This window comes from Mesorhizobium sp. P2_E10, from assembly GCF_056404235.1.
Genome location: NZ_JBFUEK010000014.1, coordinates 1 through 12,436, shown reverse-complemented (window position 1 = coordinate 12,436; position 12,436 = coordinate 1). Strand labels below are relative to the sequence as shown.

Genomic DNA, 12,436 nt, shown 5'->3' with positions numbered 1-12,436 from the left:
GAAGGGTTCAAAGAGCCCGGGGGACCAGCCGTGTCAGACGACCCGTCCAATCTCGAATTCCAGCCGCGCACCAAGGGCAGCGTGATGGGTTTTCCGGCGCATGAGGGGCGACCCGGTGCGCTTGGCGAAGTCCACGCCCGGCCCCACCCGCTGATTGAGAAGCCGCGCGTTCTGGTGCAACTCGCCTTCATGACCGAAGGCGGCTCCGGCGTCGACCAGGCCGTGCTTTCCGAACTGTCGCGGCGTCTCGGCATTGCCGCGCCCGACCGTCAGGCTCGCCACCACGCCATGAAATGGGGCAAGGGCTCGCTGCGCTGGGAGCGGCACACCGAATTCTCGACCTATCTGTGGGAAGGCCCGCTGTCGGAAAGCGGCAGGGCGCAGGAGGACTCACCCTTCGGCAACGGGTTTTCGCCGCCGGGAACGGTGATCTCGGGCATCCGGCTCGAGATCCGCCGGTGGACGCAGGCGAGCGAAAAGCTGATTGCCGGCTTCGACCCGACCAGCCTGTGTTATTCGCTGGTCGAGCGCGGCAACGCGGCCATCGTCACCGATTTCCGCCAGGATGGCGACGGCCTGACCCGCATGCTGGTGCTCGATCGTGGCCTGACACCGGCACGCACCGGCGCGCTGTCGCAGCGGCTGATCGACATCGAAACCTACCGCACGCTGGCCATGCTTGGCCTGCCGCTGGCGCTGACCCTATCCGGCCGTGCCCGCCGCATCGAGGACAGGCTGGCCCAGACCACGATGGAAATGAAGGTCGCGGAGACTCGCGACAGCCAGACTTTGCTTGCCGACCTGACCGAGCTTGCCGCCGAACTCGAGGCCGACGCCGCCTCCAGCCTTTACCGCTTCGGCGCCAGCCGCGCCTATGACGGCATCGTCGTTGAACGGCTGGAAGCGCTCGAGGAGGAGGCGGTGCCCGGCTACGACACCTGGGAAGGCTTCTTGCAGCGGCGTGTCGCGCCGGCCATGCGCACCTGCCGTTCGGTCGAGGAGCGCCAGGCCAATCTTTCGCGCAAGCTCACCCGCGCCACCACGCTGCTGCGCACCTGGGTCGATGTCGAGGTCGAGAAGCAGAACCGCGACCTGCTGGCGTCGATGAACAACCGCGCCCGCCTGCAGTTGCGCCTGCAGCAGACCGTCGAAGGCCTTTCGGTGGCTGCCGTCTCCTACTATGTCGTCGGCCTGATCAGCTATGTCGCCAAGGGCGCCTCGATCTTCGGCCACACCTTTGCGCCGGAAGTCGTCACCGCCGCCTCGGTGCCGCTCGCCCTGCTGCTCGTCTGGTGGGCTGTGCGCCGTGTCCGCCGTATGCACTCCGAGCCCGGCAAGCCTGCCGGCGAGTAGCGCCAATCTCCCCCCTCGAGGGGGAGATGTCGCCGAAGGCGACAGAGGGGGTCGTCTCGCGTGAAGTCCTAGCCTCGTTTCGCGACGGAGACGACGTCGGCGATTTACGCGTAAGGACCCCTCTGACCGCTTCGCGGCCATTTCCCCCTCAAGGGGGGAGAACGCCAGCGGCAGATTGCCGCTGCGGAAGGGCGCCAGGGCGTCGGATCGCGATTTTCGCCCAAAGCAGGGTTTGCAACAGTCGCCGCTCGCTGGTAAAAGATTTTTACCAGTCGAACCAAGGAGGCTGTTGATGTCTGGCCTTGCCATGCCGAAGCCAGACGACGCCACGATGCGGCGGCGCGACGAGATCGTCGCCGATATGCGCATCATCGTGCCGGGCGAAGGCGTCGTCGATGCGACCAATGAAATGCGCGCCTTCGAGAGCGATGGCCTCACCGCCTACCGGCAATTGCCGCTGGTCGTGGTGCTGCCGCAAACCGTGGCGCAGGTCTCGCGCGTGCTGAAATACTGCAACGACCGCAACATCCGTGTCGTGCCGCGCGGCTCCGGCACCTCGCTCTCCGGCGGTGCACTCCCGCTCGAAGATGCGGTGCTGCTGGTCATGAGCCGCTTTAACCGCATCCTCGAAATAGACTTCCCCAACCGCATCGTCGTTGCCCAGCCGGGCGTCACCAATCTCGGCATCACTACCGCCGTCGAACAGGAGGGCTTCTACTACGCCCCCGATCCATCCTCCCAGATCGCCTGCTCGATCGGCGGCAATGTCGCGGAAAATTCCGGCGGCGTGCACTGCCTGAAATACGGCCTCACGGCCAACAATGTGCTCGGCATCGAGATGGTGCTGATGAATGGCGAGGTGATCCGCCTCGGCGGCAGCCACTTGGACTCGGAAGGTTACGACCTGCTCGGCGTTATGACCGGCTCCGAAGGGCTGCTCGGCGTCGTCACCGAGGTCACCGTGCGCATTTTGAAGAAGCCGGAGACGGCGCGCGCGCTGCTGATCGGCTTTCCGACCAGCGAGCAGGGCGGCCAGTGCGTGGCCGACATCATCGGCGCAGGCATCATCCCCGGCGGCATGGAGATGATGGACCGCCCGGCGATCCACGCCGCCGAGGACTTTGTCCATGCCGGCTATCCCCTGGACGTCGAGGCGCTTCTGATCGTCGAACTCGACGGGCCCGGCGTCGAGGTCGATCATTTGATCGGCCTTGTCGAGGCCATCGCCTACAGGAACGGCTCAACCACCTGCCGCATCTCGCAATCGGAGCAGGAGCGGCTGAGCTTCTGGGCCGGACGCAAGGCGGCCTTCCCGGCGGTCGGCCGCATCTCGCCCGACTACTACTGCATGGACGGCACCATCCCGCGCAAGGAATTGCCGCGCGTGCTCGCCGGCATGCGCGAACTCTCGGAAAAATACGGGCTCGGCGTTGCCAATGTTTTCCACGCCGGCGACGGCAATCTGCACCCGCTGATCCTCTACGATGCCAATGTGCCCGGCGAACTCGACAAGGCCGAGAGTTTCGGCGCCGACATTTTGCGGCTCTGCGTCAAGGTCGGCGGCGTGCTGACCGGCGAGCACGGGGTGGGCGTCGAGAAGCGCGATCTGATGCCGGAAATGTTCAACCAGATCGACCTCGACCAGCAAATGCGCGTCAAATGCGCTTTCGATCCCAACCATCTGCTCAACCCGGGCAAGGTCTTCCCACAGCTGCGCCGCTGCGCCGAGCTGGGGCGCATGCATGTGCACCAGGGGCAGGTGGCGTTTCCGGACATTCCGAGGTTTTGATGGGGTTTGAATTTCGGACGTCGGTGATCCTTCGCGCCCCCCTCTGTCCTGCCGGACATCTCCCCCACGAGGGGGGAGATCGGCTGTCATCGCGGCCTTCGCCAATTTCCGGCGTTGCAAGAGTGGCGCGGTTGCAGAAGCTGCCGATCTCCCCCCAAGTGGTGGAGATGTCCGGCAGGACAGAGGGGGGCACGAAGGATCACGACGTCTCCATGCTCGCACACGGCACACCCGCCCCATGACCATCTTCATCCCCGCCACATCAGCCGAAACCCTCTCCACCGTCGCCTGGGCGGCGGCGGAGGAATCGCCGCTCGAAATCCTCGGGCACGGCTCCAAGCGCGGCATCGGTCGGCCGCAGCAGAGCGAACACACGCTCGACCTGTCGAAGCTGTCCGGCGTCACGCTCTACGAGCCGGCCGAACTGGTGCTGTCGGCCAAGGCCGGCACGCCGCTGGCCGAGATCGAGAAGCTGCTTGCCGAAAACGGTCAGCAGCTGGCCTTCGAGCCGATGGATTACGGTCCGCTGCTCGGCGGCGCGCCCGGTAAGGGCACGATCGGCGGGGTGCTGGCCACCAACCTGTCCGGTCCGCGCCGGCTGAAGGCGGGCGCGGCACGTGACCATATCCTTGGCATCAATGCCGTCTCCGGTCGCGGCGAGGCCTTCAAGTCCGGCGGCCGCGTGGTCAAGAACGTCACCGGCTACGATTTGTCGAAGCTGATGGCCAACAGTTGGGGCACGCTGGCTGTGTTCACCGACGTCACCTTCAAGGTGCTGCCGGCGGCGGAAACCGAAGTCACGCTGGCCATCCGTGGCCTGCTCGACGATGCCGCTACCGCCGCCATGGCCCTGGCGCTCGGCTCCAGCGCCGAAGTGTCGAGCGCTGCCCATTTGCCCGAACGGGTCGCCGCGCGGGTCGCTGGCGGCAGCCTCGGCAGCGATGCCGCGACGTTGCTGCGCGTCGAGGGGTTTGGTCCGTCGGTCGCCTACCGTATCGCCGCGCTGAAAACCCTGCTGAAAAACGCCGGCCCGCTGCAAGAGATTTCGGGCGACGCTTCGCAGGCCGCCTGGCGCGACATACGCGATTGCGTGCCGTTCGCCGACGGTAGCGAAAAGCCGGTCTGGCGCGTCTCCATGGCGCCGTCCCAAGCTCATCAGATGGTGCTGACGCTGCGCATGCAGATTGGCGTCAGCGCCTTCTACGACTGGCAGGGTGGGCTGGTCTGGCTGCGCATGGAGGAAGGCGATCCCGAGGCGGGCTTGCTGCGCGGGCTGATCAGAAAGCATGGCGGCGGCCACGCCACGCTGGTGCGCGCCGCCCCTGCGCATCGCGCCGCCGTGCCGGTGTTCGAGCCGCAGGCGCCGCACCTGGCCGCATTGTCGGCGCGGCTCAAGGCCGAATTCGATCCCAAACACATCCTCAACCCCGGCCGCATGGCGTCGGGCTCAGGCTCTGCTACTCTCAGTCCATCAACGGAGGGAGCAGCACCATGAGCGACATCAATCCAGGTCCGAACGCACCGCGCCAGACCGACCGCTGGCTGGAACCGGGACCGACCAACGCACTGGTCATCTACATTCTCTACCTTGCCGGCCTCGTCATTGGCGTCACCGGCATCGTCGGTATCGTGCTGGCCTACATCAACCGTGGCAAGGCCGGTGGCTTCGTCGAGAGCCACTACACCTTCCTGATCCGCACCTTCTGGATCGGTCTGCTCTATGCGCTGATCTCGGTGGTGCTGATGTTCGTGATCATCGGCTTCCTGCTGATGTTCGCCGTCGCCGTCTGGTTCATCGCCCGCTGCATTCTTGGCCTGCAGGCACTGCAGCGCGGCGAGGCGGTCAAAAATCCCGAAAGCTGGTTCCTCGGATTGTAGCTAGCAGGCAGCAAGGAAGCTTTACGTGCAGACCAATTTCTCCCTTGCCCAGCTTGCCGATCCGCATGTGGCGGAATCGGAAAAGATCCTGCGCAAATGCGTGCATTGCGGTTTCTGCACCGCCACTTGCCCGACCTATGTGACGCTCGGCAACGAGCTGGATTCGCCGCGCGGGCGCATCTATCTGATCAAGGACATGCTGGAGAACGGTCGTCCGGCCGACAAGCAGATCGTCACCCATATCGATCGCTGCCTGTCGTGCCTCGCCTGCATGACCACTTGCCCGTCGGGCGTCAACTACATGCATCTGGTCGACCATGCCCGTGCCCATATCGAGGAGACCTACAGGCGCCCGCTGCTCGATCGGCTGACGCGCGCCATGCTGGCTTTTGTGCTGCCCTACCCCGCGCGCTTTCGTGCGGCGCTCAGGCTGGCAAAGCTGGGCAAGCCCTTCGCCGGCCTGTTCGAAAAGATTCCGGCACTGAAGCCGCTGGGCGCGATGCTCAAGCTCGCGCCGGCGTCGATACCGGCAGCTTCGCCGATGGCCTCTCCCGGCGTGCATGCCGGGCAGGGCACGAAAAACGGCCGCGTCGCCATCCTCACCGGCTGCGCGCAATCGGTGCTCGATCCCGCCATCAACGAGACGACAATTGCATTGCTGACCCGGCTTGGCGTCGAGGTCGTGGTGCCTCAGGGCGAAGGCTGCTGCGGCGCGCTGGTGCATCACATGGGGCGCGAGGAGGCAGCGCTTGCTTCGGCCAGACAGAATGTCGACGTCTGGACGCGCGCCATCGACCAGGGCGGGCTGGATGCAATCGTCATCACTGCGTCTGGCTGTGGCACCACCATCAAGGACTATGGCTTCATGCTGCGCCTCGATCCGGCCTATGCCGACAAGGCCGCGCGCGTCTCGGCGCTGGCCAAGGATATCACCGAATATCTGGCAAGCCTCGACTTGCCGGAACCGGTGCGCAAGCCCGGCACCATCGTCGCCTACCACTCGGCCTGTTCGATGCAGCACGGCCAGAAAATCACCCGCCAGCCAAAGGAGCTTTTGCAGAAAGCCGGCTTCGTCGTGTGCGAGCCGCGCGAGGGCCATCTGTGCTGCGGCTCGGCCGGCACCTACAACATCCTGCAGTCCGAGATTTCGGCAAAACTGCGCGATCGCAAGGTGAAAAACATCGAGGCGACCGGCGCTGAGATAGTCGCCACCGGCAACATCGGCTGCATCACCCAGATCGCTTCCGCCGCGAAGCTGCCGGTGGTGCATACGGTCAAGCTGTTGGACTGGGCCTATGGCGGACCGAAGCCGGAGGGCGTTTCGGAAAAAGAGCTCGTCGCGGCGGAGTGATGCTCCGACGTTGCCGGAACCTTCACCCGGAAACAGAAAGGGCAGCGCGGTTCCCACGCTGCCCTTTCGTGACTGGCCGCATCCCCACACGGCCCGTCCCCCGTAAACCCGTAGCCAGTTCTAAGCACGTCTCCCAAAAGCGCGCTATGACTTGAGTGCAACAGCACGCGCTAAAACTACCCAGCGTTACCTAAAACGGCTGATTCGCAGTAATTATATCACCACCACCGTGGTTCCGACATTGACTCTTTCGTAAAGGTCAACCACGTCCTCGTTGCGCATGCGGATGCAGCCGGAAGACACCGCGCCACCGATCGTCCATGGCTGGTTGGTACCATGGATGCGATACTCCGTCGTGCCGAGATAGAGCGCGCGCGCGCCGAGCGGGTTTTCTTCGCCGCCGGCGAGATAGGTCGGCAGATAGCGGCCCTTGGCCGCCTCGCGCTTGATCATCACTGCCGGCGGACGCCAGTCCGGCCAGACGCGCTTGTTGGTGATCTTGTGCGTGCCCGACCACTCGAAGCCCGGCTTGCCAGTGCCGACGCCATAGCGCCGCGCTCTGCCGTTCTTCTCGACCAGGTAGAGGAAATTCTGCGTCGTATCGATGACGATTGTGCCCGGCTTCTGCGTGCCGTCATAGGCGACTTCCTGCGGCAGGTAGATCGGGTTGATCTGCGGGCGCATGACCATGCGCTTGGCCGGCGCCTGAACGGCGGCCGTGCGCACCTGGTCGGTTTGCGCTGGTTGCGCATACCGCAGGCGCGGCTGCTGCTGCACCACTTGCCGGTTCTGCCGCACGATGCCCGGCGCGCGGCCGAGCTGCAGCACCCACGGCGCCGAAAGATCCGGGCTCACCATCACTGGCGGCCTCTCGGCATAGCGGTCGCCGGCACTGGAGGACGTGACGCCAGCGGTAAGCACGGCCGCGGCACCGAGCAGGGAAATCAGCACTGTCTTCATCGGAACGCACCTTGATCGTCGAACATTTCGGGGCGCAAAGCCTTCCCCGGTTCGCCGAACATTGGCGGCAAGCAGCAACCGAAACATGAATCGGAATGCGTAAAATGCCGTTCTGTCAGTAAACCTTTTGGTGTGGTTACCGGCGGGTTCAGGAATCTGGTAAAGCCGGAGTAAACCTATGCAAAAAGCCAATTAACGAATGGAATTCCTGGCGATGGAAAATGAAAAACCCGGCCTGATCGTTGGCGCCGATGGTGTCGCGCGCTGCTTCTGGCACGGCAATCTGCCGGACTATCTGCACTACCACGATCATGAATGGGGCCGGCCGGTCGCCGATGATCGCCGGCTGTTCGAAAAGATCTGCCTCGAGGGCTTTCAGTCCGGCTTGTCGTGGCTCACCATCTTGCGCAAGCGCGAGAACTTTCGCGAGGCCTTCGCCAATTTCGAGTTCGACAAGGTTGCCGCCTTCACCGACGAGGATGTCGAGCGCCTGCTTGGCAATGCCGGCATCATCCGTCACCGCGGCAAAATCGTCTCGACCATCAACAACGCCAGGCGTGCGCGCGAAATGGTCGATGAGTTCGGCTCGCTGGCCGCCTGGTTCTGGAAGTTCGAACCCGGGCGGGACGAACGGCCGGAGATCGTCGACCTCGCCCATCTGCGCGCCAACCCGACGACGGCGGTGTCGGTCAGGATTTCGAAGGAGCTGAAGAAGCGCGGCTGGAGCTTTGTCGGCCCAACCACCGTCTACGCCTTCATGCAGGCCATGGGGCTGGTCAACGACCATCTCGAAGGCTGCGTCTGTCGCGACAGGGTGGAGAAGGAACGCAAGGCGTTCAAGCGGCCGAAGTAGCTAGGTGCCGCTGGCGCCGGTGAGGAAAAGCCCGGCGACGATGGCCGCCAGTGCGGCGAAGGCTGGATAGATCACCAGCAGGCCGGTCATCAGCGCATCGCGCATCGTCGAGCTTGCGCGCTCCTCCGCGGCAATCTCGAACGGGCCCGCCATCTGGCTTGCGGTCCTTGGTGCATGGTTATCGGCCGGCCGCAGCCGAACGGACAGCTCGCGGTCGCCGCTGTCGATGCTCTCTGGATATCTTGCCGTGGCCATGGCCCCGAACCCCTTGTTTGCGCGCGCCTTATCGTCCTCGATTGTGTCGGCACGATGCCGCACCGATGGCGGAATTGTTTCCTTTTCGGCATGGTTTGTTTCATGGGAGGCGCTAACCCTTGCCGCTCTCGGCTGCATCGGTTAGGACACGCGCGCCGCGGAAATCGGTAATTTTGCCGATCCTGGACGCCACGAAACACCGAGTACCCATCCCATGGCCGACAAATCGGAAAAGACGAAAGCGCGGCTGCCGCGCGGGTTTGCCGACCGCAGCGCCGAAGACATCCGCGCCGTCGAGAAGATGATGGCGACGATCCGCTCGGTCTATGAGCTCTACGGTTTCGAACCGGCCGACCAGCCGTTGATCGAATACACCGATGCGCTGGGCAAGTTCCTGCCCGACCAGGACCGGCCGAACGAAGGCGTGTTCTCCTTCCAGGACGATGACGAGCAGTGGCTGTCGCTGCGCTACGACCTGACCGCGCCGACGGCGCGTTTCGTCGCCGAGAACTATGAGCGGCTGCCAAAGCCCTATCGCAGCTACCGCTCCGGCTGGGTGTTCCGCAACGAAAAGCCCGGCCCCGGCCGCTTCCGCCAGTTCATGCAGTTCGACGCCGACACGATCGGCACGCCGGGCGTCGCGGCCGACGCCGAAATGGCGATGATGATGGCCGACGTGATGGAAGCGCTCGGCATCAAGCGCGGCGACTACGTCATCCGCGTCAACAACCGCAAGGTGCTCGACGGCGTGCTGGAAGCAATCGGCCTGGGCGGTGATGATAATGGAGGGCGCCGGCTGCACGTCCTCCGAGCAATCGACAAGCTGGATAAATTCGGCCCAGACGGCGTGGCACTTTTGCTTGGAGCCGGACGATGGGATGGTGGTAAGGAAGGCGAAGGGGACTTTACTAAAGGCGCGGGTCTTGGCGCAGCTCACATCGAACGAGTGATAAGCCTTGCAGCATATCCGGACGCGTTGGGTGGTGCACTAGGGCTTTCCAACGATGAAACCCTTGCGAGTATGGCAAAGGCAGTAGAGGGCAATGCTCGCGGAGTAGAAGGCTTGGAGGAGCTTTCTGTCATCGCAAAGTTGGCGCATGCATCTGGCTACAACAATGACCGTATCCGCATCGACCCCTCCGTCGTCCGTGGCCTCGAATACTACACCGGCCCGGTCTTCGAGGCTGAGCTGCTGGCCGAAATCCCCAATGAGGACGGCCAGATCGTGCGCTTCGGCTCGGTCGGTGGTGGCGGCCGCTATGATGGCCTCGTCTCGCGTTTCCGCGGCGAGCCGGTGCCCGCAACCGGCTTTTCCATCGGCGTCTCGCGCCTGATGACGGCGCTGAAGAACCTCGGCAAGCTCGATACGTCCGATGTGATCGCGCCGGTCGTCGTGCTGGTGATGGACAAGGACACCGAAAGCCTCGGCCGTTATCAAAAGATGGTCTCCGAACTGCGCGCCGCCGGCATCCGCTCCGAAATGTATCTCGGCGGCGCCGGCATGAAGGCGCAGCTGAAATATGCCGACCGTCGCGGCAGCCCGGTTGCCATCATCCAGGGCGGCGACGAGCGCGCCAAGGGCGAACTGCAGATCAAGGATTTGATCGAAGGCGCCCGCATGTCGGCCGAGATTGTGGACAACGCCGAATGGCGCGCGGCTCGGCCGGCGCAGGTGACGGTGGCGGAGAGCGAACTGGTCGTCGAGGTGAAGAAGATACTCGCGGCGCAGGCTGAGGAACGGGCGCGTGGCAAGTAGAGCGCCAGCCTTACCTTCTCCCCTTGTGGGAGAAGGTGGCCGAGCGAAGCTCGGTCGGATGAGGGGTGTTCCAGGGAACGCCAACGCCTCATTTCTTCCGACACCCCTCATCCGTCTCGGCGCTGCGCGCCGATCCACCTTCTCCCACAAGGGGAGAAGGGAAGGTGGTGCCTCATGACCTCCCGCTACCCCGCAATATCAGCCGACATCACCAACCTCTTCGCCGCGCGTAACACGCATGCGGTCGAGGTCGCCGTACTGCAGCCGGCCGATCCGTTTCTCGACATGGCGGGCGAGGATCTGCGCCGCCGTATCTTTCTCACCGAAAGCGAGACCGGGCAAACGCTGTGCCTGCGGCCGGAATTCACCATCCCGGTCTGTCTCGACCACATCAGCTCGCAGGCCGGGACGCCGCGCCGCTATTCCTATCTCGGCGAGGTGTTTCGCCAGCGCCGCGAGGGCGGCAATGAATTCTTTCAGGCCGGCATCGAGGATCTCGGCGACCGCGACACGGCGCAGGCCGATGCCCGTTCGCTCGCCGACGCGCATGCGTTGCTTTCCTTGGTGCTGCCGGATCAGTCCCTGAAGATCACACTTGGCGACCAGACCATTTTCGAGGCGGTGCTGGCAGCACTCGGCCTGCCGCGCGGCTGGCGCATGCGTCTTGCCCGTGCCTTCGGCTCGGCGCCGATGCTGGAGGCAGCCCTTGCCGACCTCGCCAACCCGCCGCGCAACGGCCAGCTCTCCGGCCCTGTCGCAGCCCTTGTGCTCGATGGCGATCTGGATGGCCTTTCGACACACATCGCCGGCGGCATGGAAGAGGCGGGGCTGTCGGCATCCGCCGGTCGCTCGCCATCCGACATTGCGCGACGGCTGATCGAAAAGGCCGAACTGCGCAGCGTGCGTCTGTCGAACGAGGCATTTTCGGCGCTGAAGACTTTTCTGGCGATCGACGTTGCGCTCGACGGCGCGGCACAGGCGCTCGAAACTTTTGCAACGGGTGCCGGGCTTTCACTGGGGGTTGCGCTGGAAAATTTCGCCGCCCGTGCCAAGGCCATCGAAGCTCTGGGCCTGCCGATAAAGACAATCCGCTATGACGCCGCCTTCGGCCGTCCGCTCGATTACTACACCGGCATCGTCTTCGAGATCGCGGCTGAGAATGGCGAGCGGCCGCTGGCCGGTGGTGGCCGCTACGACCGGTTGCTGACGCTGCTCGGCGCCAAGACGCCGATCCCCGGCGTCGGCTTTTCCGTTTGGCTCGACCGCATCGAAGCGCTGCGGGAGAAGACGCCATGATCACGCTGGCGATTCCGTCGAAAGGCCGGCTCAAGGAGCAGGCGCTGGAGGTGCTGGCCAAGGCCGGGCTGGCCGTCAGCCTGCCCGGCGACGAGCGCAAATACCGCGCCCGCATCGAAGGCGCCGAGAGCATTGAGGTAGCATTCCTGTCGGCATCCGAAATCGCCGGCGAGATTGGGCAAGGCACGGTCGATCTCGGCATTACCGGCGAGGATCTGCTGCGCGAAAACCTTGCCGATTGGGAGGCGCGCGCCGAAATCGTCGCCCGCCTCGGCTTCGGCAATGCCGATGTCGTGGTGGCGGTGCCCGACATCTGGCTCGATGTCGATACGATGGCCGATCTCGACGATGTCGCCGCCGATTTCCGCCAGCGCCACGGCAGGCGGCTGCGCATCGCCACCAAATACTGGCGGCTGACCCAGCAATTCTTTTCGCTGAAGCACGGCATCCAGGTCTATCGCATCGTCGAAAGCCTGGGCGCCACCGAAGGCGCGCCGGCGGCAGGCCTCGCCGATGTCATCGTCGACATCACCACGTCAGGCTCGACGCTGCGCGCCAATCATCTGAAGGTGCTGGCCGACGGCGTTGTCTTGCGGTCGCAGGCTTGCCTCGTGGCGTCGAGGAAGCCGCGTGCAGCCACAGATGAGGCGCTGTTACGTGACATCGCCGCCAAGATGAGCGCCCTCCCTCCCTCTTGAGGGCAGGGCTATCGCATATGAGTTAGAGCGTTGATTAGGTAGCCGTCATTCCATGCGCATTTCTTGATGCGATGGCTGATGGGGACTTTGTCTGTGTCGGCGAGTTGGAGGATGTTTTTGGCGAGGCGGTTGAGGAGTGCGGTGTTGGCGGGGGCGTTGTCCTTGCGGGCTCGGCTGAGGTCCTCATCCAGATGAACGTCGAGCATCCAGTGCAGGCCATTCTCGATCTGCCAATGAGCCCTGGTGA

At 64.3% G+C, this 12,436-nt stretch carries 11 protein-coding genes and 1 pseudogene; 9 read left to right on the top strand and 3 right to left on the bottom strand.

Going from position 1 to position 12,436, the window contains the following annotated elements:
- Positions 1-30 precede the first annotated feature (30 nt).
- The 5 genes from AC1D0N_RS26060 (at position 31) to glcF (ending at position 6,371) form a co-directional block, all read left to right on the top strand.
- Positions 31-1,353 (top strand): DUF3422 family protein, encoded by a 1,323-nt coding sequence (locus tag AC1D0N_RS26060; RefSeq protein WP_477248847.1) that lies wholly within the window; start codon positions 31-33, stop codon positions 1,351-1,353.
- A 292-nt stretch (positions 1,354-1,645) separates the two neighbouring features.
- Positions 1,646-3,142 carry an FAD-linked oxidase C-terminal domain-containing protein gene (locus AC1D0N_RS26055; RefSeq protein ID WP_477248846.1) on the top strand — a complete coding sequence of 499 codons (1,497 nt, stop codon included), beginning with the start codon at positions 1,646-1,648 and terminating at the stop codon, positions 3,140-3,142.
- Between the two features lie 238 nt (positions 3,143-3,380).
- The gene (locus tag AC1D0N_RS26050) at positions 3,381-4,637 is read left to right on the top strand and encodes an FAD-binding protein (protein ID WP_477248845.1); all 1,257 of its coding nucleotides are present in this window, start codon (positions 3,381-3,383) and stop codon (positions 4,635-4,637) included.
- A complete protein-coding gene (locus tag AC1D0N_RS26045) occupies positions 4,634-5,020 on the top strand; it encodes a DUF4870 family protein (RefSeq protein ID WP_477248844.1) in 387 nt (128 codons plus the stop codon). Before AC1D0N_RS26050 ends, AC1D0N_RS26045 begins: the two co-directional genes overlap by 4 nt.
- A gap of 25 nt (positions 5,021-5,045) precedes the next feature.
- On the top strand, positions 5,046-6,371 hold the full coding sequence (gene glcF, locus AC1D0N_RS26040; protein WP_477248843.1) for a glycolate oxidase subunit GlcF: 1,326 nt from the start codon (positions 5,046-5,048) through the stop codon (positions 6,369-6,371).
- A 213-nt stretch (positions 6,372-6,584) separates the two neighbouring features.
- Here the strand turns inward: glcF and AC1D0N_RS26035 are convergent, their stop codons facing one another.
- On the bottom strand, positions 6,585-7,331 hold the full coding sequence (locus tag AC1D0N_RS26035; protein WP_477248842.1) for a L,D-transpeptidase: 747 nt from the start codon (positions 7,329-7,331) through the stop codon (positions 6,585-6,587).
- A 214-nt stretch (positions 7,332-7,545) separates the two neighbouring features.
- Here AC1D0N_RS26035 and AC1D0N_RS26030 point away from each other — a divergent pair, with 214 nt between their 5' ends.
- Complete coding sequence (locus AC1D0N_RS26030; protein WP_477248841.1) at positions 7,546-8,184, top strand: DNA-3-methyladenine glycosylase I; 639 nt, start codon at positions 7,546-7,548, stop codon at positions 8,182-8,184.
- Here the strand turns inward: AC1D0N_RS26030 and AC1D0N_RS26025 are convergent, their stop codons facing one another.
- A complete protein-coding gene (locus AC1D0N_RS26025; protein WP_477248840.1) occupies positions 8,185-8,439 on the bottom strand; it encodes a hypothetical protein in 255 nt (84 codons plus the stop codon).
- A gap of 214 nt (positions 8,440-8,653) precedes the next feature.
- On the opposite strand from AC1D0N_RS26025, the gene hisS reads away from it, so the two are divergent.
- The 3 genes from hisS to hisG all read left to right on the top strand — a co-directional run bounded on the left by hisS (position 8,654) and on the right by hisG (position 12,189).
- Positions 8,654-10,195: a histidine--tRNA ligase gene (hisS, locus tag AC1D0N_RS26020; RefSeq protein ID WP_477248839.1), complete on the top strand. Its 1,542-nt coding sequence runs from the start codon at positions 8,654-8,656 to the stop codon at positions 10,193-10,195.
- A gap of 174 nt (positions 10,196-10,369) precedes the next feature.
- Complete coding sequence (locus AC1D0N_RS26015) at positions 10,370-11,491, top strand: ATP phosphoribosyltransferase regulatory subunit (protein ID WP_477248838.1); 1,122 nt, start codon at positions 10,370-10,372, stop codon at positions 11,489-11,491.
- Positions 11,488-12,189, top strand: coding sequence for an ATP phosphoribosyltransferase (hisG, locus tag AC1D0N_RS26010; protein WP_477248837.1), 702 nt, complete (start codon positions 11,488-11,490; stop codon positions 12,187-12,189). The genes AC1D0N_RS26015 and hisG overlap by 4 nt, the downstream gene beginning before the upstream one ends.
- A gap of 8 nt (positions 12,190-12,197) precedes the next feature.
- Here the strand turns inward: hisG and AC1D0N_RS26005 are convergent.
- A pseudogene (locus AC1D0N_RS26005) lies at positions 12,198-12,436 on the bottom strand (ISAs1 family transposase); the annotation flags it as partial.

Excerpts from the sequence above, each read along its gene's own strand:
- AC1D0N_RS26055 (WP_477248846.1), top strand. The coding sequence starts at position 1,646 with ATGTCTGGCCTTGCCATGCCGAAGCCAGACGACGCCACGATGCGGCGG.
- AC1D0N_RS26050 (WP_477248845.1), top strand. The coding sequence starts at position 3,381 with ATGACCATCTTCATCCCCGCCACATCAGCCGAAACCCTCTCCACCGTC.
- AC1D0N_RS26045 (WP_477248844.1), top strand. The coding sequence starts at position 4,634 with ATGAGCGACATCAATCCAGGTCCGAACGCACCGCGCCAGACCGACCGC.
- AC1D0N_RS26035 (WP_477248842.1), bottom strand. The coding sequence starts at position 7,331 with ATGAAGACAGTGCTGATTTCCCTGCTCGGTGCCGCGGCCGTGCTTACC.
- AC1D0N_RS26030 (WP_477248841.1), top strand. The coding sequence starts at position 7,546 with ATGGAAAATGAAAAACCCGGCCTGATCGTTGGCGCCGATGGTGTCGCG.
- AC1D0N_RS26025 (WP_477248840.1), bottom strand. The coding sequence starts at position 8,439 with ATGGCCACGGCAAGATATCCAGAGAGCATCGACAGCGGCGACCGCGAG.
- hisS (WP_477248839.1), top strand. The coding sequence starts at position 8,654 with ATGGCCGACAAATCGGAAAAGACGAAAGCGCGGCTGCCGCGCGGGTTT.
- AC1D0N_RS26015 (WP_477248838.1), top strand. The coding sequence starts at position 10,370 with ATGACCTCCCGCTACCCCGCAATATCAGCCGACATCACCAACCTCTTC.
- hisG (WP_477248837.1), top strand. The coding sequence starts at position 11,488 with ATGATCACGCTGGCGATTCCGTCGAAAGGCCGGCTCAAGGAGCAGGCG.